This is a genomic window from Pseudanabaena sp. SR411 (assembly GCF_002251945.1).
In the GTDB taxonomy this organism is placed as follows: Bacteria; Cyanobacteriota; Cyanobacteriia; order Pseudanabaenales; family Pseudanabaenaceae; genus Pseudanabaena.
This window is the reverse complement of the sequence record NZ_NDHW01000082.1, coordinates 14,708-38,660: the sequence shown is the minus strand read 5'-3', so window position 1 is coordinate 38,660 and position 23,953 is coordinate 14,708. Positions and strand designations below refer to the sequence as shown.

Below are 23,953 nucleotides of genomic sequence, written 5' to 3'. Positions count from 1 at the left end.
ATACTCTGTCATGGAATTAAGTTCTTGTGTATGTATATCAAAATTTGTGGGATTACGAAACTCGATCAAGCACAAGCGATCGCTCAAATGGGAGTCGAAGCCCTTGGGTTTATTTGTGTATCCTCTTCACCACGATATATTAGTGCATCTGCGATCGGTCAAATCACCTCTAGTCTACTCGCTGCTCAGTCAGAGATTGTGGCGGGTAGTCCCAAATTTGCCAAGCTAGACTTGATTGGTGTATTTCTGAATGCCAGTTTGAGTGAAATTTGTGAAACCGTTACGCAAGCTGGACTGAATGCTGTGCAGCTACATGGGAATGAATCTCCAGAATTTTGTACTGAGATGCGATCGCATCTCAACACTATTAACCCGAAAATCAAGCTGATTAAAGCATTACGAGTCAAGGATCAAGCTGGTTTAGAGCAAGCACATCTTTTTAGCAATGTTGTTGATGCAATTTTACTTGATGCTTACGATCCACACATGGCGGGAGGTACTGGTAAAACTCTTGATTGGCAAATGTTGCGAGATTTTCGCCCAAACTGTGACTGGTGGTTAGCGGGAGGCTTGTCACCTGAAAATGTTGCCGAGGCGATCGCTTTGGTAAATCCACATGGTTTAGATGTATCAAGTGGGGTCGAACGGACTGCTGGGGATAAAGATTTGTCGAAAGTTGAGCAATTTGTGCAGAGATGCATTTGCGATCGCACAGCATTAGCCCAGCACTCAAGTGCTGGCTAAAAGCTCAAGTCTGCTTCAGCAGACTAAAAAATAATTTTTCGTAACCCATTTCAACGGGTTTTAGCTTTTAGCCCGCACTTAAGTGCAGGGCTTGAGTGCGAGCTTAGGGGCTAGCTTTGCAATCTTTATAGAGCTGCTTAAACTTTTGCTGTTGAATGCTGTGATCGACTATTGGTAAAGGATAATCACGTTTCTTGCACTGGTGTGGTGGAATATTGCCACTTAATAGCTCGGCAGTAGTTAATCCCTGCAATTCAGGCAACCAGCGCAAAATATACTCACCTTCAGGATCATATTTACGGGCTTGCGAAGCAGGATTAAAAATCCGCAAAGGTTTTGGGTCCATGCCACTAGAGGCACTCCATTGCCATCCACCGTTATTTGCCGCCAGATCGCCATCTAGTAATTTCTGCATAAAATAGCGCTCGCCCCATTGCCAATTAATAATCAAATCTTTGGTTAGAAAACTAGCAACGATCATCCGACAACGGTTATGCATCCAGCCTGTTTGATTAAGCTGACGCATGGCAGCATCGACAATCGGATAGCCTGTGCGCCCCTCACACCAAGCCACAAATTTCTCCTCATCATCATCCCAAGGGAAATTTCGCATCTGCGGACGATAGGCTCCCGTTTCGAGTTCAGGAAAATAAAACAGCACATGCTGATAGAATTCGCGCCATGCCAGTTCTTGTTTCCATGTAGTGATCCCCGTGGCTTCCTCTTCACTACGGACAAGTTGCTCAGCCGCGATCGCCTTGTCCCAAACCCTCCTAATCCCCACAGTTCCAAACCGCAAATGTGGGCTAAGAGTCGATGTACCCGCATGGGCAGGAAAATCCCGTTCAGTTTGATAGCGCAAGATCCCATTGCCATCACAAAAAGCTTCTAAAAGCTCTATAGCTGCGGCTTCACCAGCTTTTGGCAAAGTAATGTCATTGATAAATTTAAGTTCGCGCAAACTTGGTAAAGAAATTACAGGTAAATTCTCATAACTCGCTAAACCCGTTAATTTCTGAGGTGCATCAAATGGTTTAGGCTTTGGTTTCGCCAGCCAATTGCGCCAAAAAGGAGTGTAAACCTTATAAGGTTCACCCGCTTGGGTTGCGATCGCATCGGGAGCAATCAAACCAATATCAATAAAACTCTGAACTTTAATTCCTAATTCTTGCAGAGCATTTGTTGCTTCGCGATCGCGTTTAATCGCAAAGGGTTCGACATCCTGATTAAAAAATACATGACTTGCCTTAACTGCCTTAGCTAATTCACAAATCGAATTAACAGGCTGACCAAGCATGAATAACAAATCACTGCCCAATCGCCGATAGTTAGCTTGCAACTCCCGCAAACAACCCAGCATAAAGTCAACCTTGCTCCCCTCCGTTACTCCATCATCAAGAATATCAGGGTCAAAAATAAACACCCCCAGCACGATCCCCCGATCGCCTACTTGCGCGATCGCCTCATTCAGCGCAGGATTGTCATCAATACGTAGGTCGCGGCGATGCCAGACTAAAGCGATCGGGTTTTGGGCGATCGGATTACCCAAATTACTGGCTGTTTTAGGCATAAATATCAATGTCTTTAAAAATATCTAAAAATTTTTCTATATGAGTCAGTTTAGCAAAAGCTTAGTGGTGCTTGGCTTTTGCTAAACTGAGGGAAGCGCAAAACGCTACACGCGCTCAAAATTCATGGTTTGGAGATTTCTGTCATGCCAGTCAAAATTGCGATCGCGCAAATTCAGCTAGATCAAGGGCAACGAGTCACCCTCGAAGATATTAACTGGCAAGAATTTGAAGACATTCTCGAAGATTTAGGCGAGCATCGTCACTCACTAATTGCTTATTACAAAGGAGTATTGGAAATTCGGATGCCGTTACCAGAGCATGAACGCGCTAAGGTTTTGATCTCAAATTTATTAGTTGTTTTGTTAGAAGAACTAGATTGGGAGTGGGAATCTTTAGGATCGACGACTTTTAAAAGTAAAAAAATGCAAGCGGGGATCGAGCCTGACGACTGCTTTTATATTCAAAACTACCAAGCGATGATTGGTAAACTACGCCTAAATCTTGATATTGATCCCGTACCTGACTTAGCGATCGAGGTGGACTTAACTTCAATTACACAGATCAGTGCTTATGAAGCTTTGGCTGTACCAGAAATCTGGCGATATAAAAATGGGAAATTAGAGATTAGCCTATTTGAAGATGGTAAATACCTTAACTCCTCTGTTAGTAAAGCTTTCCCATCAGTGCCAGTCGTAGAAGGAATTTCTCTATTTTTAGAAAAAAGTAAGGATCTGCCAATGAGTGCATTGCGACGAGAGTTTCGGCAATGGCTACAAACCTTATCCATAAGTAGCTAAGCATAATTAATTATAAAGAAAAACCCGTAAAGTTGCGCCCCTTTGGGGCGCAACTTTACGGGTTTTAGTAATTTATTTTGTACAGGTATCTATAAGCCCCAAATACAAGTAGCGGCGTGAAGCGCCGCTACTTGTATTTGGGCTTATAGATTAGATTTTACGCTTTATAACCATAAAAGTAATATCATCATGGACTTTGTGAGAGCCGATAAATTCACGAACATCGTTAATTACAATTTCTCTGATTTGATCAATAGGTTTTTCATGGGATTCACTGATTACTTGAATTAACCGTTTTAGCCCATAATGTTGTTTATTTTGGTTCTCAGCTTCAGGAATACCATCAGTATATAACAAGACTATATCTCCCAAATCTAAGTGGATTTCTAACTCAAAGATAAATTCGGTAATCTCATCAGTTAAGCCAATGGGAAATCCTAGAGAGTCTGTATCAATAATTTCTATTTCACCATTTGTCCGAACCACAATTACACTTTCATGTTGTCCACTTATATAGAGTTTATGGTCATGATAATCCATAAGAATCAGACTCAAACTCTTATCGCAATTCATGCGTTGAAGATTTTCGTAAATCGTTTGATTAACCGTAGATAAAAATTTAACAGGATTTCCTTCTCCATTAATTAGTAAAGTACGGATCGCAGTTTGTACCATGATCATGATTACGCCACTCTCTAAACCATGTCCTGTAACATCCCCAATTCCGATTTTGATTCGCCCATTTCGCTGTAAAACATCATAATAATCGCCGCCCACTTCATCCGCAGGCTCCATAAATCCCACAATATCTAATTCTTTAATACTATTTAATTCTTTTGTTCTTGGTAAGATCATCTCTTGTAGTTTTCGAGTAACTGCTAACTCTGAACTCATCCGATAATTTTCTACAGTTAATCGTTGATTTAGAGAATTAATTTCTTGATTAGCTTCTATTAATTCTTTGGTACGCTCATCAATTATATCTTCTAGATTCTTGTTGGCTTGATCCAACTGAGTATAAGCTTTATCTTTGAGAATAACTTGTTCTTGTAGTTTTTCTGAGGCTCGATTATTTTCAGCAACTAAGGCTAAGACAGCAATTGTAGTAATTAGCATTACCCCCATAAATAGTTGCAAGAATATGAGAGAGTTACTCTCTTGAGAAACCTTATAAAAAACCCCAAATTTATAGGCAGTGCTTATGGCAGCAGCCATCGCAACAACCATCGTAATTAAGGTTGTAATTTTTGCCCCAAATCGAAAAGCCGACCATAGTAATGGCGGCAATAAAAAATACTCTATTGGTTGATTTTCTATCAGTACTAAACGGAAGATTATTGCTAAAATTAATAAACATACAATTAGTTCTTTTTTGTCGAATTTATGGTCTGGCTTATGGTCAAATTTTATTCTTGATTGCTCATTCCACCATGCACAAATTAAAGGTGCAAATAGCAACACCCCGATCGCATCGCCAACCCACCATCCCCAAGTAACACTCCAATAAATATTCCACGGAATTAACCCAGCCCAAAATACAATTAAAGTTCCTAACAAAGCTTGTAAAAGAGTGCCACTAAAAGTGACTGCAAGAGCAAACATGACAAAACGTTTAACGTATCCTAAGAAATCATTGGTCTTGTTGAAATATATGACTAATGTGGTGGAGACTAACGCACCGATCGCAGGTACAAGCCCACCAAAAATAGCAAAAGGCAAAGGAACTTTAGAAGTAAAAAAACTATTTAAAGCTGCTCCCAAAAATATTCCTATCCATCGCGATCGCCCCCTTGCCAATAAAGCCCCAACCGCAAGCCCAGCAGGGGGCCAAACTGGAGAACCTAGCTGTGACTGCGGTAATTGCAAAACTAATGCACTCAATACAAAGTAAACCACTGCAATAATTAAGTTATCAATCCACCAAGCGGTACTGATTGTTTTTTTAGTCTTTAGAAATAATTTCATTTGGTTACAATGTCAAAATTTTCTGATAGCAACCCTAAATGTTTTTGGGCGAATGCTCCAGCGATTCTCATTACAAAAATCATTTTTTGAAAGCAAGCCTAAGCATTACTCTCAAGGACTGATTTTGGTATTCCCAGCCCATTCGGGACTAGCAATACCAAAATCAGTTTCATAATGAAAATTGCGACGAATGATCGCTGTTCAAAAAGGGGGGGCGTTTTGTGATTAGGTATGATACTGAGCTGGGGCGGCGATCTAGTCGAATCCTTGGATGTGATCCCTAAAAGCTTATCGAGCTTATCGAGGTAGATTTTTCATAAAAATTTAAGCTATTGTCAGGAAACCGTGAATATTATGCCTCTCAAACATAAATTATCAGTTAATAAATGACCAACAACTCAAAGTTTATGCTTGGATAGGACAGGGGCATTACCCTCCGCCTTAGGGTCAGCAGAACGGCAATAAGACAAAGTAACCATTCAGGAATAATTCTATGCAAACAAATGTTGCTAATCAAACCAGCAATATTACGGTAGAAGACGATCGCACAGGTCTAAGTATCGAAACCCTTAAGCGAGCCTTTGCCGACAACCTGTTCTACATACAAGGCAAACTAGCGATTCTCGCCAACTTCACTGATTACTACATGGCGTTGTCGTACACCACCCGCGATCGCCTATTGCAACGTTGGCTACAAACACTCAAGGTCTACCACGAACAAGACATCAAGACCGTTTACTACCTATCAGCCGAGTTTTTGATGGGGCGACATCTTGGTAATAGCCTGATCAACCTTGATTTGTACGAATCGATCGAACAAGCCGTCAAAGAATCTGGACTAGACCTAACCGAAGTACTAGAGCAAGAACCCGATCCCGGACTTGGTAACGGTGGTCTTGGTCGTCTAGCGGCTTGCTTCCTTGATTCCCTTGCCACCTTAGAAATTCCTGCTATGGGCTATGGCATTCGCTACGAATTTGGGATTTTCAATCAATCAATTCAACATGGCTGGCAGGTTGAAATCCCTGACAAATGGCTAAAATGTGGCAACCCTTGGGAAGTCGTGCGCTACGAATCCACTGTCCAAGTTAAATTTGGCGGACATACTGAAGTCTACAACGACGATCGCGGTCGTCCTCATACCCGTTGGATTCCTAGCTTTACTGTCGAAGGTATTCCCCACGATACTCCTGTCCCTGGCTATCAAACTAACACCGTCAATACTCTCCGTCTCTGGAAAGCCGAAGCAGGCGAAGACTTTAACTTTCAAGCCTTTAACTCTGGCGACTATGACGGTGCGGTGGCTACCAAGATCAAATCGGAAACCATTTCTAAAGTTCTTTACCCCAACGACAACACCCCCCAAGGTCGTCAGTTGCGTCTAGAGCAGCAGTTCTTTTTTGTATCTTGTTCCCTCCAAGACATCATTCGTCGCCATCTCAAAAAATATGGTCGTTTAGATAACCTTGCCGATCATGCCGCTGTTCAGCTAAATGATACCCACCCTGCGATTAGCATTGCTGAAATGATGCGTTTATTGGTAGATGATCATCATATGTTCTGGGATGAGGCTTGGCGGATTACCCAAAGCACCTTTGCTTATACCAATCACACCTTACTCCCTGAGGCTCTTGAAAAGTGGGAAGTATCACTATTTGAGGAACTGTTGCCTCGTCATTTAGAAATCATTTACGAAATCAATCACCGCTTTTTGCAGGATGTCCAAACTTGGTTTCCTGATGATGAAGAGATACTTACCCGTCTCTCAATCATTGAAGAAGGTGGCAACAGAAAAGTGCGTATGGCTAACCTTGCTACCATTGGCAGTCACGCCGTCAATGGTGTAGCGGCTCTGCACTCCGAACTATTAAAGCAAGACGTTCTCAAGGACTTTTACAAGTTATCCCCAGAGAAATTTAACAACAAAACAAATGGCGTAACCCCTCGCCGTTGGGTGCTGTTAGCTAATCCTGCATTATCAGGATTGATTACCGAAAAAATTGGTGATACTTGGCTCAAGCATCTTGATGAACTTCGCAAACTAGAATCCTTTATAGACGATAAAGACTTCCGCGATCGCTGGTGGAACATCAAGCAAGCAAATAAGCAGAAACTTGCCGATTACATCATGGCGCACAATTGTGTGGAAGTTGATCCCAACTCTATCTTTGATATCCAAGTCAAGCGGATCCATGAGTACAAGCGTCAACACCTAGATTTACTCCATGTAATCGGGTTGTACCTTCGTATCAAGCAAAACCCAAGCATTGAGATCACACCGCGCACTTTTATCTTTGGTGGTAAAGCTGCCCCTGGATATACTATGGCGAAACTAATCATCAAGGCTGTCAATGCAGTTGCCGATGTGGTCAACCGTGATCCTGATGTGCATGGGCGCATCAAGGTGGTATTCCTTGCTAATTTCAGTGCCTCCCTCGGTCAGTTGATCTATCCTGCTGCTGATCTGTCTGAACAAATCTCTACCGCAGGTAAAGAAGCTTCGGGAACTGGTAACATGAAGTTCACCATGAATGGAGCTTTGACCATTGGTACTCTTGATGGAGCGAATATCGAAATTCGTGAAGAAGTTGGTGATGACAACTTCTTTCTATTTGGGTTGACGACTCCAGAGGTGCATCAAATGAAAGCCAATGGTTACGATCCAATGGAATACTACAATAGCCATGAGGAACTTCGTAATATTCTCGATCGCCTAGCGATGGGATATTTCTCTCCTGGTGAGAAGGACTTGTTCAAGCCTTTGGTTGACTCGCTTAAGTACCATGATGAATATATGCTTTTGGCTGATTATCAATCCTATTCCGACTGCCAAGAAAAGGTCAGCCAAGCATACAAGGATAAGGAACGGTGGACGACTATGAGCATTCTCAATGTGGCCCGTTCTGGTAAGTTCTCTTCTGATCGCACAATCAAAGAATACTGTGATGAGATCTGGAAGGTGAAACCCGTTAAGGTGGAGTTGGAACCCTATGATCCTGCAAGGGCGACTCTCAATGTCGGTGGTTAATCTCTAAACCGCAAACAATAAAGGCTCGCTTAGCGAGCCTTTATTGTTTGCGGCAAAATTCCGCTCACTTTATCCCAATTCACAAAAGTGTCACCATACTTTTGTGAACTAAAAATCAAACCCAGTAAGAGTTTTCAAGCTAAGAAATGGCTACACCATTACTTAGCTTGGCATTATTCACAAAAAAAACATGAAAGTCGCCTTTTTCAATACCAAGCCCTATGATCGCCAGTCTTTTAATGTAGCCAATGAGCAGCATCAACATGAAATAAATTTTTTTGAATGTCATCTCAGCCATGAGACTATTTCCCTAGCCGTAGGATATTCCGCAGTCTGCATTTTCATTAATGATTACCTTGATGCGGAAATGTTAGAGAAGCTTGCCCAAGGTGGGACATCGTTAATTGCGCTGCGATCAGCGGGGGTTAATCATGTGGATTTAGTTGCTGCATCACATTTAGGGCTGACGATTGTGCGTGTTCCCGCTTATTCTCCCTATGCAGTAGCCGAACATGCCGTTGCTTTAATTTTATCGCTTAATCGTAAAGTCCATCGCGCCTATAACCGTGTTAGAGAAGGCAACTTCTCCATCGAAGGATTACTTGGTTTCGATCTGCATGGGGCAACGGTTGGTGTAATTGGAACTGGTCGGATTGGAGCAATTTTTGCCCAGATTATGCGGGGATTTGGTTGTAAATTAATCGGCTATGATGCTTATCAGAATTCTGCTTGCTTAGAAATGGGAATGACCTATGTGCAAATATCAGAATTATTTGCCCAGTCAGATATTATTTCGCTCCATTGTCCCCTGACTCCCGATTCACATCATTTAATTAATACAGAAGCGATCGCTCAAATGAAAGCTGGCACAATGCTGATTAATACTAGTCGTGGTGGTTTGATTGATACCCAAGCCGCGATTGATGGGCTGAAAGCAGGTGCAATTGGCTATCTTGGCATTGATGTATACGAACAGGAAGCAGACTTATTTTTTGAAGACTTATCCAACGAAGTTATTCAAGATGATACATTTCAGCGCTTGTTAACGTTCCCCAATGTGATTGTGACGGGACATCAGGCTTTCTTTACCAGCCAAGCTTTAGCAAATATCGCCGAAACTACACTTGCCAACATTACTGAATTTGAGCAAAGTGGAAATTGTGTAAATGCAGTCAAGATCGAAAAGGCGATCGCCTCAAAATAAACAAACTCTAATGGGATCTAGCTTTATCACATCAATACATCACATTAATAGTTACTACTATATACAGCGCGATCGCGTCCTTGATTTTTGGCTAGATATAAACCCTTGTCCGCAGATTCAATGATGCTTCTTGGATGTACAGTCCTTTCGGGCAAGGTTGTGGATATGCCAATACTAACGGAAACTCGATCTTTGACAAAGGAAGCTTCGTGGGGAATACATAAACTATCAATAGCATGACAAATTTCTTCAGCAATAAAGGTAGCCCCTTCTTTTAGAGTATTCGGCAAAATCACCGCAAACTCCTCACCACCATAACGAGCGGCAAGATCAGCAGGACGACGAATACAAGCCTCGATCGCCTTAGCAACTGTCCGCAAACAATCATCTCCCGCAGGATGTCCGTAGCGATCGTTATAGCGCTTAAAGAAATCCACGTCACATAGTAACAAAGACAATGGCAAATGTTCTCTAGCTAAGCGTTGCCATTCTATTTCTAATCTTTGATCAAAGGCTCGTCGATTAGCAATCTGGGTCAAACCGTCGATAGTGACTTCGCGGGCTAGTGATAAAGCTCGGTCGTAAAGTAAGGCTTCAATCGTATCACTATGGGATGTGGTGGTATCAAGAATGATTTCGAGATCATTCATTTCACTGGAAAGCCGATCTAAAAGTAATCTCAGAGCAGTCTCTGTCTGTTGACGATCAATTATTTCCGTTTGTAGACGATGATTAGCTTGCGTTAGTTGTTCTCCTTGCGTAATTTTTGCATCCAAATGCTCTCTTAAAATAATATTCTGCGTTCGCAGTACTTGTATTTCTTGCTCCAAGCATTCAACTTTAGCCAAGAAAAGTTGTTCATTAGTAACTCGTTGGGGGTTTTCAGTTTCCATACTTTTCTAATCGATTGGCTTTAGCAATTCTAGAACAGCTTTAAGAAATTGCCAAACTTACACTATAGCTGTCGCCTAGTGTATCAGGACATAAAGCCCAAAAGTGAGTAGCGGCGCAATGCGCCGCTACTCACTTTTGGGTGACAGCTATATATAAGCCAATAAACCACTAATAATTTATTAAAACTGTTGTTTTACGACAGTTTTAATAAATTATTAGTGGTTTGCTTCAGCTACGAAATAATCGCGAATATTGAGTCTCGTGGTTAGCACAAGCTAGACTCGCACCCCAACCACACCATTCCAATTCGTCGTCTGAACGTTTTAAGGCTAATTGAGAACTACGAAGAATATCAGGGCTGAGCCTGAATATGACTTGTTGTCCTGTAGTTTGTCCAAAGGGAACCGACCGAACTGCCGCACTGACGAGATTAGATAGCCAACTATACATATAGCCAACCGTTGTATTGCTAGCGTCAATTCCTAAACTTGCGGCGACAATTCCAAAGGCGATCGCATAGTTACAACCTTTCCCTTGAACATTATCCTTGGCGGTTGGTAAAAGTTCATTGATTGATTTACGGATCGCTAATTGATCATCTTGATGATCTGGAAGTTGCCACCATAATTTCATTAAGGACTGCCCCATTTGCCAACTGGCGAGACGGACTTCTTCCGTTTCTCTAGTTGCTGACAACCAATTATTCCAATAGTTTAGAGCGGTAATATCGTTAGACAGCATGGCTTGATGAGCGCGTAGGGCGATCGCCGCTTCGTTAGTCACAAATCCAGAATGCATCTCTCTTTTTAACCAATCACACAGATCTGACTCAGTTTGAATAGTGCCATTGCTGCAAAGGTATTCAATTCCTTCAGAATAGCTGTAAGCACCAACTGGTAAAGCAGGGCTAGTGAGTTGCAATAGTCGTAATAATTGCCAAGAATCGGGATTAATGATCATGGTGATGATGATAAGCACCAGACTCAGGTTGAAAAGGTTGAGTTTCGTGAGTTACGGTCAATCCCATTTGTAAAACCATATCTTCTAAAACTGAGTCGGGTGATAGGCGTAGATAGGTTTCCGTAATTTCTAAGGAAATATGACGATTACCTAAATGATAGGCGGCTCTTAAAAATTCGAGGGGATGCTTCGCGGTAACCGTAATCACTGGCTCAGGCTTAGCGACGACAATGGCGATCGCTTGATTATGCTCATCAGTAAGAATGTCACCCTCTCTAAGCACTGTGCCTCTCTGAAGCTGTAAATTAATCTCTTCTCCTTCAACAGTCGTAAATCGTTGACGGCTGCGGGTTCTATCTTCAGCAATGAGTGCAAGTGTTAAGAGAGAATTGCGATCAACCAATTGCTTTGCTTCTGTCGATAAACCCGTTCTTGATAAACGTTGTGTAACAATGTGCATTAGCTAAAATTACAGTAAAGTAGAGACGACGCAAAGCGTCGTCTCTACTTTACCTCATATATAAGCAGGATAAATCCCCATGTCACCATTTCGTGTTGGAGTAGCTGGTCCCGTTGGTTCTGGAAAAACGGCTCTTGTTGATTCTCTTTGTAAATCCATGCGATCGCATTTCCAGATTGCTGTTGTCACCAATGACATCTATACCCAAGAAGACGCGCAATTTTTAGTTCGCAGTGAGGCTCTATCCCGCGATCGCATTGTAGGAGTAGAGACAGGTGGTTGTCCGCATACCGCTATTCGTGAAGATGCTTCGATGAATCTGGCGGCGATCGAGCAATTAGAACTTCGCTTTACCGATTTAGATTTACTTTTTGTTGAGAGCGGCGGTGATAATCTCGCTTCTACCTTTAGCCCTGAACTTGTAGATTTGACGCTTTATGTGATCGATGTTGCCGCAGGTGACAAAATCCCTCGCAAAGGTGGGCCAGGGATTACAAAATCTGACTTATTAGTAATTAATAAAATTGATCTTGCCCCCTATGTTGGTGCAGATCTAAGTGTCATGGATCGCGATGCTCGAAAAATGCGAGGTGATAAACCCTTTATATTTAGTAATCTTAAAACTCAAGAAGGATTAGTCAAAATTACAGAATTTATTATCAAGAGAATGTAATTTTAATGACTTTGAGGTGAACTCGTATAGTAATCCTAAATTTGATGAAGAGCTGACTTTTAGAGAGTATCCTTTCATAATATCTCTTAAATTTAGTAAATTTTTTGCTTGATTACATACTTTACGAAAAAGTCTTTAAAGGAGTAATGAATTACCTTGCGCTACTCAGCAATTTATCACTTTTTTAGAACTAACAATAAAGTGATAATCTAAAAACTATTAGCTTATAAAATATATACAATTGATAGACATCTAAATTACTAGATTTTATCAATTTTGTGTTTATGGAAAAACAGTCTCCTTCATTGCTTGAGCAAGTTTCTCCAGAAGATTGGGAAAACACACCGATTAAAGTTAAGCAGCTTGTAGATTCACTACTGGCGAATGTGGCTTTATTAGAAAGTGAAAGCCGTCTGGTTCAATTTTTAGATGCTACACCTATTGGGATTGCTGTCCATGACTCAACGGGACAACTAATTTATATTAATAATATTGGTCGAGCATTACTAGGCACAAATCGTTTCTCAGAGTCGGAAACCGATCGCCTTTCTGAAGCCTTCCAGATTTACCATGTGGATAGTCAAGAACCTTATCCCATTCAAAACTTACCTAGTAATCGTGCTTTTGCTGGTGAAACGGTTCAGGTCAGAGATTTAGAAATTCATCGTCTTGATCAGGTAGTTCCTTTGGAGGTGACAGCAACTCCAATCTTTAATAATCAAGGACAAGTTATTTATGCGATCGCTACTTTTCAGGACATCAGCGATCGCAAGCAAGCTGAAGAAAACTTACGTCAAGCTGTTGCTACCAATCAAGCTTTGCTCGATGCAATCCCCGATCTGATTTTGCGTGTAACTCGCGATGGGGTTTATCTAGATGCAATTTCATCTGATGAACTCAAGTTTGAGATTCCACCCGATCAATTGATTGGCAAATGTATATTGGATGTTCTTTCACCAGAACTTGGACCACAACGCATGTACTATGTCGAGCAGGCGTTTCAAACGGGGAAAATCCAATTTCATGAATATCAAATTTTAATTAATGGTGAATGTCGCTACGAAGAAGCTCGTATTGTGGTCAGTGGCGATAACGAAGCGATTATCTTAATTCGTGATATTACGAACCGTAAGCGAGCAGAAATCGGCTTGCGGGAGAGTGAAAGACTCTATCGATTACTAGCAGAAAATATTAATGATTTGGTCTGTCTTCATTATCCCGATGGTCGATACCTCTATGTAAGTCCTTCCTGTGAGCCTTTGCTTGGCTATCATTACAGTGAAATGTTCGATCAAGATCCCTATAGTTTTTTTCATCCCGATGATCGAGATCGCATTCGTCATGAATCCCATGAATCGGCAATCCGTGGCAACCCAATCCCGATTACCTATCGAATGCGCCAGAAATCTGGTAATTATATTTGGTTTGAGACACTCACCAAGACCATCATTGATGCAACAGGACAAGTTGTCCAACTCCAAACGACTTCCCGTGATGTTACTGAACGGATTCAAGTCCAGACCAAGCTAAAGTACAATGCTCTCCATGATTCCTTAACAGGATTACCTAATCGTCATCTGTTGATAGAACGATTGGAATTAGCAATTCATCGCTCTAAACGTCTTGAAAATTATCACTTTGCAGTCTTATTTCTCGATCTAGATCGCTTTAAAGTCATTAACGATAGCCTAGGGCATTTAGCAGGCGATAAGTTGCTAATTGCGATCGCAAAGAAACTAAAAGCAACATTTCGTGAGATTGATCTTGTGGCACGTTTAGGGGGCGATGAGTTTGTTATTCTACTCGAAGAAATTAAGGATATTCAAGAAGTTATTAATGCTACGGAAAGGATCTTTGCTGAGTTAAAAATCCCCACCATCATTGAAGATCGCAATGTATATACGACCTCTAGCATTGGTGTTGTAGTCAGCACTAAAGATTATGAACAAGCATCTCACCTACTACGAGATGCCGACATTGCCATGTATCGAGCCAAAACAAAAGGAAAAGCAAGGTATGAAATTTTTGATGTAGAGATGCACAAGCAAGCTCTCAACCGAATGCATCTAGAAAATGATTTGCGTCGGGCGATCGATAGCCAAGAATTTATACTGCACTATCAGCCAATTGTGTCTCTGAGTAATGGATATCTGATGGGATTTGAGGCTCTGATTCGCTGGCAACGCCCCAATCAAGGCTTGCGATATCCTCTAGAATTCATTGCCGTAACTGAAGAGATTGGATTGATTACAAGTCTAAGCTATTGGGCATTACAGACAGCCTGTCAGCAACTTGTAAAATGGCAAACTACTTTTCCTAATATCTCGGATTTAAAGATCAGTGTTAATCTTTCAGCTCAGGATTTACGAAGATCAGAACTAGTTGAGGAAATTGGTGACATTCTTGCTCAAACCCAATTAAAAGCAAGCTGTCTAACCTTAGAGATTACTGAAAGTATGTTAATTGAAGATATCGAATCAACAATTATGATACTGACGCGATTGAAAGAAAAAGGCATCCAAATTAGTCTGGATGATTTTGGTACAGGCTATTCATCGCTAAATTACCTCCATCGGTTACCAATGAATAACTTAAAAATTGATCGCTCATTTGTAAACCAAATACAAGAAGGCAAAAAAAATCATCGAATTGTAGAAACAATTGCCACTCTCAGTGAACAATTAGAGCTTGAGGCGATCGCTGAAGGTATTGAAACATTGCAGCAATTAAAACGGTTACAAGAACTTGGATACCAATTTGGTCAGGGATATCTATTCTCAAAGCCTCTTAGTCAAGATGAAGTGGAAGAACTACTAGAGGCTACTAATCTATATTTATTTCCCTAAATATCACCATCATTTACTACTTTCCCACGCACTAACTTCTTGAGTGGAAAAGTAGTAACAATACCAAATTAGTAGTTACTCCCTTCACAGCCAAGAAATAGCGGGGCAAAGCCCCGCTATTTCTTGGCTTTATATGCCTATTTCTTTAGTGGGAAGCTGTCGCCAATCTTGTTAGTACATAAACCCAGAAGACAAATGGCGGCGCAAAGCACCGTTACTCGCTTCTTGGGTTTTGATTTTTCCTAATATCAAGTGACTACAGCTGTAGCATTAATTCTGACGAAAAACTTAGTTTTTCATTAAAAGACAAAAAAGAGCGCTGTATAGCAAAGTTGTTAACAAAAAGTTTGGTTGTTTTATGCAATCGCAAATTGCTGTCAGAGGTGAATTATGAGAAAAGCAATGGTCAAAAAAAGTATCCTGCGATACAACCTGTTGAGATTAACTATATCAGGATTGTGAAGCTATCATCTTTGATTGATCAGTGTGAGAGGAGTGAGGTTTAACCTCCATCCTAGATTGTTAAGTCAATTTTTTTAAATAGAATTCAATAGTTTGGAGGCGTTAAAGTTTAATGAGCAGTCAAATGAATCGTCGTAAGTTTATCGTTTATGGCTCTGCTGCCCTTGGAATTAGTAGTTTAATTAAAGCCTGTGCGCCAGCTACTCCCCCAGCCACTACAACCACTGCCGCAACTACTGCTGCTGCATCACCTACAGCCACAAGCACAGCCGCAGCTAGTGGTGGCACGATTAAGGTTGGTATTTTGCACTCTTTGAGTGGCACTATGGCGATCAGCGAGAAGAGCCTCGTAGATGCCACCCAACTTGCGATCGAAGAAATTAACAAGGCTGGTGGTGTACTAGGCAAGCAAATTGAAGCGATCGTTGAAGATGGCGCTTCTGACTGGCCAACATTTGCCGAGAAAGCCAAGAAATTAATTGACCAAGACAAAGTTGTAGTTGTCTTCGGTTGCTGGACTTCAGCAAGTCGCAAAGCCGTACTACCAGTATTTGAATCCAAGGATCATTTACTCTTCTATCCTGTCCAATATGAAGGACAAGAATGCTCGAAGAATATCTTCTACACTGGTGCTGCTCCTAACCAACAAATTGAACCTTCTGTAGAATGGTTGCTCAAGAACAAGGGCAAAGAATTCTTCCTAGTTGGCTCTGACTATGTATTCCCTCGTACAGCTAATACCATCATCAAGGCTCAATTAGAAGCTTCTGGTGGTAAGGTAGTTGGCGAAGATTACCTACCCTTGGGCAACTCTGAAGTAACTCCAATCATCGCCAAGATCAAGCAAGCTTTGCCAAATGGTGGTGTAATTTACAACTCACTCAACGGTGATAGTAACGTTGCCTTCTTCAAACAGATGCAAGGTGCTGGGCTAACTGCTGATAAATATCCTTCGATGTCCGTCAGTATCGCTGAAGAAGAAGTTAAGGCGATCGGTCCTGAATTCCTGAAGGGTCACTATGCAGCTTGGAACTACTTCATGACTGTTGATAACCCTGCTAACAAGAAGTTTGTGGAAGCTTTCAAAGCTAAGTATGGCGCAGATCGCGTTACTAACGATCCCATGGAAGCTGGTTATATTGCCGTCAACATTTGGGCGCAAGCTGTCAAGAAAGCAGGTAAAGCTGATGATCTCGAAGCTGTAAGAATGGCTGCTCTTGGTCAAACCTTTGATGCTCCTGAAGGTAAGGTGACAATGGAAAACAGCCATCACCTTTCCAAGTTTGTGCGTATTGGCGAAGTTACAGCCGATGGTCAGTTTAAGGTTGTTAACGAGACTAAAGAAGCAGTTGCTCCATTACCTTGGAACCAATTTGTTGCCGAAACTAAAGGTTACTACTGTGATTACTCTGATAAAGCTAAAGGTGGCAAATTTAAGAAGGCATAAGCTTCTGTTTGCTTAAGTGTATTTAAACGCTTAAGACTTATGCATTAAGTACAAAGTGTAGAGGCAGTTCATGAACTGCCTCTACACTTTGTACTATTGATTTCAATACCGAATACTGATAAATAATGTTGATAGAAACATGACAGAGAATCTTCTTCAACTTCTTCAAGGAGTATTTAACGGCATCAGTACAGGTTCTGTTTTGTTACTGGCTGCACTAGGTTTAGCGATCGTCTTTGGTTTGATGGGCGTAATTAATATGGCTCATGGCGAACTGATGATGTTTGGAGCCTATACAACTTTTGTGGTGCAGAATGGCTTCAAAAAGTTGGGAGAACCTTGGACAGATTTCTATGTTTTTGCCGCACTAATTGCTGCTTTTCTCGTGACCGCAGGGATTGGCTTCCTTTTAGAAAAAGGAGTAATTCGCCATCTGTATGGACGACCGCTTGAGACGCTTTTGGCAACTTGGGGCGTGAGCCTGATTTTTCAACAATTTGTCCGTAGCGTCAATTGGGTCATCTTAGTTGGTTTAGTAGTTTTTAGCATTTTGTATTTTGTGGGGGTGTGGATTCTCCAGAAAAGACCAAATTGGGAATCTATTCGTAACTGGGCGATCGCGATTCTCTTACCCCTGTCCCTAGCCATTTCAGGTACTGTAGCTGTATTGATGGCTCAAACCTATAAGATTGCGGTGACTCAACCTTGGTTTGGAGCGCAAAACGTAGATGTAACTGCTCCGAAATGGTTGCGCGGTGGTATGGAGATTGGCTCAATCCAGTTTCCCTATGTACGTTTATTTATCATTGTTCTCACAATTGTTTGCGTAATTAGTATTTATCTATTTCTAGAGAAATCACCTTGGGGTTTACGCATCCGTGCGGTTATGCAAAACCGTCAAATGAGTTCTTGTTTGGGCATTCCTACCAAAACCGTTGACGCACTTACTTTTTCTCTTGGTTCAGGACTAGCAGGAATTGCAGGCTGTGCAGTTAGCTTCCTTGGATCGGTTGGACCAAATACTGGACAGAACTATATCGTTGATACCTTTATGGTGGTAGTAGTTGGCGGTGTCGGTAAGTTAATTGGCAGTATTGCGGCAGCGATGGCGATTGGGATCACCAGCTATCTATTTGGTTCACAAACCTTTGTCACTTTGTTTGGCCCCACAAGTCCCGTAGCAGGATTTTTCACTTTCTTTGGTACTACCAGCATGGCAAAAGTACTGCTTTTCCTTGCGATTGTTGCATTCTTACAGTATAAGCCTGCGGGCATGTTCCCTCAAAAAGGTCGATCAGTAGAGTTGTAAGTGTCCTGAACATCAGTATGTAATAGACAAATGAGCATGATAGAAGATATTTCTCAAACTATTCCAACTCCATCGACATCTCAGAAAAATTGGCGATCGCTAGGGATTGAAGTTGGTGTCGGCTTAGCGATCGCTCTGATCCTTGTTTTTGTGATCCCCGCAATTTTTACAGCAACTGGTCAAGCTTTCAGAATTACCATGTTAGGTCGATTCTTAGCTTTAGCGATCGTTGGACTAGGAATTGACTTAATTTGGGGATTTACTGGACTCTTAAGTTTAGGTCACGGGGTGTTTTTTGGCTTGGGAGGCTATGCCCTTGCCATGCACTTAAAACTGCAATTCCCTGCTGAGTCTACGCAAAAGCTGCCTGAATTTATGCCTCTCTATGGCATTAATAAACTTCCCGCCCTTTGGGAACCATTTTATTCTTTCCAATTTACGGTTTTAGCGATCGTCCTTATTCCTGCGATCGTCGGTGCAATTTTAGGATATTTAGTATTTAGAAATCGGATTCGTGGTGTGTATTTCTCGATTCTCACCCAAGCCACTACGATCATCTTTTTCAACTTCTTCAACGGTCAGCAGCAACTGATTAATGGCACAAATGGACTAACTGATTTCAAGACCATTTTTGGCTACGATATCAATGCTCCTGAAACCCAAAGAGTTTTCTATATTTTAACTGTGGTCTTTTTAGGACTAGCCTATGCGCTTTGCCGATGGCTGACTAGTGGCAGGTTTGGGCGCTTGTTAGTTGCTTTGAGAGATGATGAAAACCGCGCTCGCTTCTCTGGCTATGATCCCACGGGATTTAAAGTATTAGTATTTGCGATTTCAGCCGTTTTAGCAGGCATTGGCGGCGCATTATTTACGCCGCAAACTGGAATCATCTCCCCCAAATCAATGGATATCGCTCTTTCCATTGAAATGGTAATTTGGGTAGCTGTGGGCGGTCGCGCTACATTGATCGGTGCATTAATTGGCACAATTTTAGTCAACTTTGCTAAGAGCTTACTGAGTGAGCAATTCCCCGAAATTTGGCTATTCTTTCAGGGAGCAATGTTCTTGATTGTGGTCATGGTACTACCCGATGGTTTAGTTGGTTGGTGTCGCACAAGCGGCGTATTGCTTTTTAAGAGAATCTTTTTTGGCAGACCGACGGTTACATATCCTAGTCTTGAGTTAGATCCAGAGGTGCAAAGTGAAAGGGAAAATCCTAGAAATTGAAGATGTCACAGTTAGTTTTGATGGTTTTAAAGCCATTAATAACTTGAACTTTGATATGGAACAAGGTGAGCTAAGAGTCATTATTGGACCTAATGGTGCGGGTAAAACCACATTCCTAGATGTGATTACGGGCAAAGTGAAACCTACCCAAGGGCAAGTCAGATTTAAAGGCAAAAATACGCGATCGCTTTCTGAGCATAAAATAGCCAGAATGGGTGTGGGACGTAAGTTTCAAACACCGCGTGTATATCTCAATCTCACACCAAGGGAGAACTTAGAGCTAGCTAGTAATCCGAACAAGAATGTCTTCTCAACATTGTTTAAACCCCCAACAGTCGTTGAGAAGCAGAAAGTCAATGATCTTTTGAAAACCATCGGACTCAGCCACAAATCGGGGATGAAAGCAGAGTATCTCTCCCACGGTGAAAAACAATGGCTAGAAATTGGCATGTTAATTGCTCAGTCTCCAGATCTGTTATTAGTGGATGAACCTGTTGCAGGTTTGACTGACGAAGAAACCGAAAAAACTGGTGAACTCTTGATGTCGTTAGCGGAATCCCATTCCATTATTGTCATTGAGCATGATATGGAGTTTGTGCGTCAAATTGCGCGCAAGGTTACCGTTTTACATCAAGGCAGTGTACTTTGTGAAGGCAATTTTGAAGAAGTGCAGAACGATCCAAGAGTAATTGAAGTATATCTTGGTCATCAGGAGGAAGAATAGTGGAAGATACTTACGATCCGATTTTACAAATTAATAATCTCAATGTTTATTACGGTGAAAGCCATATTCTCCGCAATGTGGATATGGGTGTGGCTTCTGGCAAAATGGTTTGTCTAATTGGTCGTAATGGAGTAGGTAAGACAACTCTGTTAAAAACGATCATGGGATTGCTAAAACCTAGACAAGGGGATGTTTCTTTCTTTGGGAAAGATATCACCCAACTTACTCCCGATCAACGCGCCAGAATGGGTGTGGGCTATGTACCTCAAGGTCGGGAAGTAATGCCCCGTATGACCGTCAGAGAAAATCTTTTACTTGGTTTAGAATCACGTCCTGTCAGTCCTGCAGTGCGCCAAAACCTGTTAGATATGGTGTATGAGCTATTCCCAGTATTGAAATCGATGCTAAATCGTATGGGTGGCGACCTTAGCGGCGGTCAGCAACAACAATTAGCGATCGCCCGTGCTTTAATGGGACAACCAAGATTATTGATTCTCGATGAACCGACAGAAGGAATTCAGCCATCAATTATTTTAGAAATTGAATCGGCAGTTAAGCATATTGTGGCAACTACTGGAATTTCGATTTTGTTAGTAGAGCAGCATTTGCACTTTGTCCGCCAAGCAGATTGGTATTACGCCATGCAAAAAGGCGGTATTGTCGCTTCGGGCAAAACAGCAGAACTAAGTAACGAAGTTATTCAGAAATTCCTAGCTGTGTAGAATTCACAAAAAAAAGAGGACTGCTATGCAGTCCTCTTTTTTTTGTGAATTCTATAAGAACCACCACATCAGCAAGATACCTAAGATAGAACCAGCGACGACTTGGGCTGGGGTATGACCTAATAACTCCTTAAGTGGATCATGTTCTTCTTCAAATACTTCCACCATGATTTGATTGAGAACTTTGGCTTGCTTACCTGCGGCGCGGCGGATACCTGCGGCATCGTACATCACAATAAAAGCGAAAACTGTCGCGATCGCAAATTGTGGGGTGTCCCATCCTTGAGTGCGACCAATCCCAGTCGCTAATGCTGATACTAACGCCGAATGGGAACTTGGCATACCACCTGTCTCAAAAATCACCTTTGGTCTAACTTTGCCAAATTGGGCAAGCTCAATAAACACTTTGAGCATCTGAGCAGTTAGGCTAGAACATAAAGCAATTAGCAGAACTTGGTTATCGAGGATTTCGCCAACAGGATGTATGTTCATATCAATTGCAAGAATTAGAAGAAAATAGGATTGAAAATTTAGAGTTTAGTTTTTTCGAGAAGTGATGTAATCAGCAAGAGCCATCAGTGGCTGAGCCGCATCACCATAACTGACAAGTTGAGCCTTAGCCTGTTCTACCAGTTCCTGAGCCTTTTGCTGTGAAGTCTCAATACCCCACAAACTAGGATAAGTAACTTTTTGGGCAGCAATATCTTTACCCGCAGTTTTGCCAAGCTCTTCAGAAGTGGCTGTGATATCTAAGATGTCATCAATGATTTGAAAAGCCAAACCAATATTATTAGCATAGGTGGATAAACGCTTAATGTCGGTATCATTTGCACCTGCTAGCAATGCTCCACAGATAACACAGGACTCCAGTAAAGCGGCTGTTTTATGAATATGAATAAACGTGAGCGTGTCAGCAGTAACATCTGCCTTACCTTCACATTCTAGATCAACAACTTGACCGCCAACCAACCCCGTCGCAGCTACAGCATGACCTAAATGCGCGATCGCCTTTAAAACACGCTCCGCAGGTACACCCTTTGTTTGAGCAGCAATAAATTCAAAGGCATAAGCAAGTAAAGCATCCCCCGCCAAAATCGCAATATCATCGCCATAAACCTTGTGATTAGTCGGCTTGCCGCGTCGGAAATCATCATTGTCCATGGAGGGCAAATCGTCATGGATTAAGGACATGGTATGTACCATTTCCATCGCACATGCTGTGGGCATTGCCCAAGAACGCTCACCACCAAGCAATTCACAAGCGGCAAGACAAAGGATCGGACGTAAACGCTTGCCACCAGCCATCAGCGAGTAGCGCATGGATTCGTAAATTTTTTCGGGATAGGTAACAGCGATCGAGGCATCAAGAGCCGCCTCAACCTCTTGCTTGAGATCGCGTAAATACTTATCTAAATTGAATGCAACTGTTGGTGATGGCATGGCTTAGCAATGATTTCGACAATAAATAGGCACAGAAGTTGGGGCAGAATTTCTGACTATATCCAGAATGTATATTATGCAATGTCTTGCGATCTCTACCCTAAGATTTTATTGATTTCACTGCCGTATGCAGTGAAATCAATAAAATCTTAGGAGGTAAAAAACTTTTGTTTATAGCTCCAGAGAGTATTGTGCAGCAGCATAGTCACGGTCATGGGACCAACACCTCCAGGGACGGGGGTAATGTGGGAGGCGACTTCGCTGACGCTAGCATAGTCTACATCGCCTACTAAGCGTGATTTGCCTTCGTAGTCAGTAATACGGTTAATGCCCACGTCAATTACTACTGCGTTTGGCTTGACCATCTCGGCTGTCACAAATTCAGGACGACCGATCGCCGCAATTAAAATGTCAGCTTTGCGGGTAATTTCGGCAAGATTTTTAGTGCGGGAATGGGCGATCGTAACGGTAGCATTTTCTTCCAAAAGCATTAAGGCAACAGGCTTACCCACCAGAATACTCCGACCGATCACCACAGCGTTTTTACCAGCAATATCAATTTTAGCTTCGGCTAATAACTCCATCACTCCCGCAGGTGTGCAACTCCGCAAACCTGATTCACCCCGCGCCAGTTTACCTAAATTATTTGGGTGCAAACCATCGGCATCTTTATCGGGATCAAGGCGATTTAGGAGGGCGATCGCATCAAATTTATCGGGCAAAGGTAACTGAATCAAAATACCATCGACGCGATCATCAGCATTTAATTCATCAATAATTTGCTCTAGTTCAGTCTGAGTAACGCTTGCAGGAAAATGTTTGCCAAAGGAGGTAATCCCCGCTTTATGACAGGCTGTTTCTTTGTTTTTGACATAGGCTGCACTAGCAGGATTGTCCCCCACCATCAACACTGCTAGCCCCGGAGGACGACCATACTTTGGTTGTAGCTGCGCGACTTCTTCGGCGATCGCCGCTTGCATTTTCTTTGCAAGTGCTTTGCCATCAATAATTATTGCCATAGACTGCTATAAAGTTTTACTTTGCGATCGTTACCTACTATCTAAACGATTGTATCGCTTGATGTGAAATGATGGCGATCGCGATAGCAATTCCTGTATAAAGCCAATGTTGAAGTTTGCAGCGCTGCAAACTTCAACATTAGTTTTGATGGTATTTAAGTTAATTAATTAGGTTGATAAAAATGAAGCTAGAATCTATGTGTTTGATTTTTAATCCTGTCGCTGGTCAAGGCAACCCCGAACAAGATTTGGCACTAATTAAGTCTATTCTCGAACCTGCGATCGCCCCGAACCATCGACAGCTAATAAAACTTGTTGGAACATAATCTTAGATCTTTAAAAATTTGCTATATCTTGAGTAAAGCTTAATTACAAGGCGATCGCTGCAAAACGTTGAGATTCTTAAAAATTAAACATTGAATCCTCTGTGCCTATACCTAGCTATAACCATCCTTGAGTTA

The 23,953-nt window shown here is 41.9% G+C and carries 19 protein-coding genes and 1 pseudogene; 12 read left to right on the top strand and 8 right to left on the bottom strand.

All coding sequences use genetic code 11. The features are described 5' to 3' along the window. Window positions 1–30: 30 nt before the first annotated feature. Window positions 31–744, top strand: coding sequence for a phosphoribosylanthranilate isomerase (locus B9G53_RS07365; protein WP_094530718.1), 714 nt, complete (start codon window positions 31–33; stop codon window positions 742–744). Window positions 745–847: 103 nt separating this feature from the next. On the opposite strand, the gene B9G53_RS07360 is transcribed toward B9G53_RS07365, so the two are convergent. Continuing rightward, entirely contained in the window at window positions 848–2,314 is a 1,467-nt protein-coding gene (locus B9G53_RS07360; RefSeq protein ID WP_094530716.1) for a deoxyribodipyrimidine photo-lyase, read from the bottom strand. Between the two features lie 144 nt (window positions 2,315–2,458). Between B9G53_RS07360 and B9G53_RS07355 the strand changes: the two genes are divergently transcribed. Then, window positions 2,459–3,112, top strand: a complete 654-nt coding sequence (locus tag B9G53_RS07355) for a Uma2 family endonuclease (protein ID WP_094530714.1) — start codon at window positions 2,459–2,461, stop codon at window positions 3,110–3,112. A 150-nt stretch (window positions 3,113–3,262) separates the two neighbouring features. On the opposite strand, the gene B9G53_RS07350 is transcribed toward B9G53_RS07355, so the two are convergent. Continuing rightward, window positions 3,263–5,077 (bottom strand): SpoIIE family protein phosphatase, encoded by a 1,815-nt coding sequence (locus tag B9G53_RS07350; protein ID WP_094530712.1) that lies wholly within the window; start codon window positions 5,075–5,077, stop codon window positions 3,263–3,265. Window positions 5,078–5,570: 493 nt separating this feature from the next. Here B9G53_RS07350 and B9G53_RS07345 point away from each other — a divergent pair, with 493 nt between their 5' ends. Both B9G53_RS07345 and B9G53_RS07340 read left to right on the top strand, forming a co-directional pair. Then, on the top strand, window positions 5,571–8,105 hold the full coding sequence (locus B9G53_RS07345; RefSeq protein ID WP_094530710.1) for a glycogen/starch/alpha-glucan phosphorylase: 2,535 nt from the start codon (window positions 5,571–5,573) through the stop codon (window positions 8,103–8,105). Window positions 8,106–8,295: 190 nt separating this feature from the next. Then, a complete protein-coding gene (locus tag B9G53_RS07340) occupies window positions 8,296–9,309 on the top strand; it encodes a 2-hydroxyacid dehydrogenase (protein ID WP_094530708.1) in 1,014 nt (337 codons plus the stop codon). Between the two features lie 44 nt (window positions 9,310–9,353). On the opposite strand, the gene B9G53_RS07335 is transcribed toward B9G53_RS07340, so the two are convergent. From B9G53_RS07335 to ureE, 3 genes are all read right to left on the bottom strand, one after another. Further along, the gene (locus B9G53_RS07335; protein ID WP_094530706.1) at window positions 9,354–10,202 is read right to left on the bottom strand and encodes a diguanylate cyclase; all 849 of its coding nucleotides are present in this window, start codon (window positions 10,200–10,202) and stop codon (window positions 9,354–9,356) included. Window positions 10,203–10,431: 229 nt separating this feature from the next. Next, window positions 10,432–11,163 carry an urease accessory protein UreF gene (locus tag B9G53_RS07330; protein WP_094530704.1) on the bottom strand — a complete coding sequence of 244 codons (732 nt, stop codon included), beginning with the start codon at window positions 11,161–11,163 and terminating at the stop codon, window positions 10,432–10,434. Beyond that, window positions 11,153–11,623, bottom strand: a complete 471-nt coding sequence (gene ureE, locus B9G53_RS07325) for an urease accessory protein UreE (protein WP_094530702.1) — start codon at window positions 11,621–11,623, stop codon at window positions 11,153–11,155. The genes B9G53_RS07330 and ureE overlap by 11 nt, the downstream gene beginning before the upstream one ends. Window positions 11,624–11,702: 79 nt before the next feature. Here ureE and ureG point away from each other — a divergent pair, with 79 nt between their 5' ends. From ureG to urtE, 7 genes are all read left to right on the top strand, one after another. Further along, window positions 11,703–12,296, top strand: coding sequence for an urease accessory protein UreG (ureG, locus tag B9G53_RS07320; protein WP_094530701.1), 594 nt, complete (start codon window positions 11,703–11,705; stop codon window positions 12,294–12,296). A gap of 284 nt (window positions 12,297–12,580) precedes the next feature. Then, window positions 12,581–15,142, top strand: coding sequence for an EAL domain-containing protein (locus B9G53_RS07315; RefSeq protein WP_094530699.1), 2,562 nt, complete (start codon window positions 12,581–12,583; stop codon window positions 15,140–15,142). Window positions 15,143–15,716: 574 nt separating this feature from the next. Next, window positions 15,717–17,051, top strand: coding sequence for an urea ABC transporter substrate-binding protein (urtA, locus tag B9G53_RS07310; protein WP_094530697.1), 1,335 nt, complete (start codon window positions 15,717–15,719; stop codon window positions 17,049–17,051). Window positions 17,052–17,190: 139 nt separating this feature from the next. Next, window positions 17,191–18,360, top strand: coding sequence for a branched-chain amino acid ABC transporter permease (locus tag B9G53_RS07305; RefSeq protein WP_094530695.1), 1,170 nt, complete (start codon window positions 17,191–17,193; stop codon window positions 18,358–18,360). Between the two features lie 36 nt (window positions 18,361–18,396). Continuing rightward, window positions 18,397–19,587, top strand: a complete 1,191-nt coding sequence (gene urtC, locus B9G53_RS07300; RefSeq protein ID WP_094530693.1) for an urea ABC transporter permease subunit UrtC — start codon at window positions 18,397–18,399, stop codon at window positions 19,585–19,587. Continuing rightward, window positions 19,562–20,311 carry an urea ABC transporter ATP-binding protein UrtD gene (gene urtD, locus B9G53_RS07295; RefSeq protein ID WP_094530691.1) on the top strand — a complete coding sequence of 250 codons (750 nt, stop codon included), beginning with the start codon at window positions 19,562–19,564 and terminating at the stop codon, window positions 20,309–20,311. The genes urtC and urtD overlap by 26 nt, the downstream gene beginning before the upstream one ends. Continuing rightward, window positions 20,311–21,033 carry an urea ABC transporter ATP-binding subunit UrtE gene (gene urtE, locus B9G53_RS07290; RefSeq protein WP_254923585.1) on the top strand — a complete coding sequence of 241 codons (723 nt, stop codon included), beginning with the start codon at window positions 20,311–20,313 and terminating at the stop codon, window positions 21,031–21,033. The genes urtD and urtE overlap by 1 nt, the downstream gene beginning before the upstream one ends. Window positions 21,034–21,084: 51 nt before the next feature. Here the strand turns inward: urtE and B9G53_RS07285 are convergent, their stop codons facing one another. From B9G53_RS07285 to folD, 3 genes are all read right to left on the bottom strand, one after another. Continuing rightward, the gene (locus tag B9G53_RS07285; RefSeq protein WP_094530737.1) at window positions 21,085–21,519 is read right to left on the bottom strand and encodes a divergent PAP2 family protein; all 435 of its coding nucleotides are present in this window, start codon (window positions 21,517–21,519) and stop codon (window positions 21,085–21,087) included. 51 nt (window positions 21,520–21,570) lie between these two features. Continuing rightward, window positions 21,571–22,473 carry a geranylgeranyl diphosphate synthase CrtE gene (gene crtE, locus B9G53_RS07280; protein ID WP_094530689.1) on the bottom strand — a complete coding sequence of 301 codons (903 nt, stop codon included), beginning with the start codon at window positions 22,471–22,473 and terminating at the stop codon, window positions 21,571–21,573. 149 nt (window positions 22,474–22,622) lie between these two features. Next, window positions 22,623–23,492 (bottom strand): bifunctional methylenetetrahydrofolate dehydrogenase/methenyltetrahydrofolate cyclohydrolase FolD, encoded by an 870-nt coding sequence (gene folD, locus B9G53_RS07275; protein WP_094530687.1) that lies wholly within the window; start codon window positions 23,490–23,492, stop codon window positions 22,623–22,625. A 182-nt stretch (window positions 23,493–23,674) separates the two neighbouring features. On the opposite strand from folD, the pseudogene B9G53_RS07270 reads away from it, so the two are divergent. Beyond that, window positions 23,675–23,776: pseudogene (locus tag B9G53_RS07270) on the top strand (lipid kinase); the annotation flags it as partial. Window positions 23,777–23,953: the final 177 nt, after the last annotated feature.

What these genes read in the sequence shown, in the direction of transcription:
- B9G53_RS07365 (WP_094530718.1), top strand. Translation starts at nt 31, where the DNA reads ATGTATATCAAAATTTGTGGGATTACGAAACTCGATCAAGCACAAGCG.
- B9G53_RS07360 (WP_094530716.1), bottom strand. Translation starts at nt 2,314, where the DNA reads ATGCCTAAAACAGCCAGTAATTTGGGTAATCCGATCGCCCAAAACCCG.
- B9G53_RS07355 (WP_094530714.1), top strand. Translation starts at nt 2,459, where the DNA reads ATGCCAGTCAAAATTGCGATCGCGCAAATTCAGCTAGATCAAGGGCAA.
- B9G53_RS07350 (WP_094530712.1), bottom strand. Translation starts at nt 5,077, where the DNA reads ATGAAATTATTTCTAAAGACTAAAAAAACAATCAGTACCGCTTGGTGG.
- B9G53_RS07345 (WP_094530710.1), top strand. Translation starts at nt 5,571, where the DNA reads ATGCAAACAAATGTTGCTAATCAAACCAGCAATATTACGGTAGAAGAC.
- B9G53_RS07340 (WP_094530708.1), top strand. Translation starts at nt 8,296, where the DNA reads ATGAAAGTCGCCTTTTTCAATACCAAGCCCTATGATCGCCAGTCTTTT.
- B9G53_RS07335 (WP_094530706.1), bottom strand. Translation starts at nt 10,202, where the DNA reads ATGGAAACTGAAAACCCCCAACGAGTTACTAATGAACAACTTTTCTTG.
- B9G53_RS07330 (WP_094530704.1), bottom strand. Translation starts at nt 11,163, where the DNA reads ATGATCATTAATCCCGATTCTTGGCAATTATTACGACTATTGCAACTC.
- ureE (WP_094530702.1), bottom strand. Translation starts at nt 11,623, where the DNA reads ATGCACATTGTTACACAACGTTTATCAAGAACGGGTTTATCGACAGAA.
- ureG (WP_094530701.1), top strand. Translation starts at nt 11,703, where the DNA reads ATGTCACCATTTCGTGTTGGAGTAGCTGGTCCCGTTGGTTCTGGAAAA.
- B9G53_RS07315 (WP_094530699.1), top strand. Translation starts at nt 12,581, where the DNA reads ATGGAAAAACAGTCTCCTTCATTGCTTGAGCAAGTTTCTCCAGAAGAT.
- urtA (WP_094530697.1), top strand. Translation starts at nt 15,717, where the DNA reads ATGAGCAGTCAAATGAATCGTCGTAAGTTTATCGTTTATGGCTCTGCT.
- B9G53_RS07305 (WP_094530695.1), top strand. Translation starts at nt 17,191, where the DNA reads ATGACAGAGAATCTTCTTCAACTTCTTCAAGGAGTATTTAACGGCATC.
- urtC (WP_094530693.1), top strand. Translation starts at nt 18,397, where the DNA reads ATGATAGAAGATATTTCTCAAACTATTCCAACTCCATCGACATCTCAG.
- crtE (WP_094530689.1), bottom strand. Translation starts at nt 22,473, where the DNA reads ATGCCATCACCAACAGTTGCATTCAATTTAGATAAGTATTTACGCGAT.
- folD (WP_094530687.1), bottom strand. Translation starts at nt 23,492, where the DNA reads ATGGCAATAATTATTGATGGCAAAGCACTTGCAAAGAAAATGCAAGCG.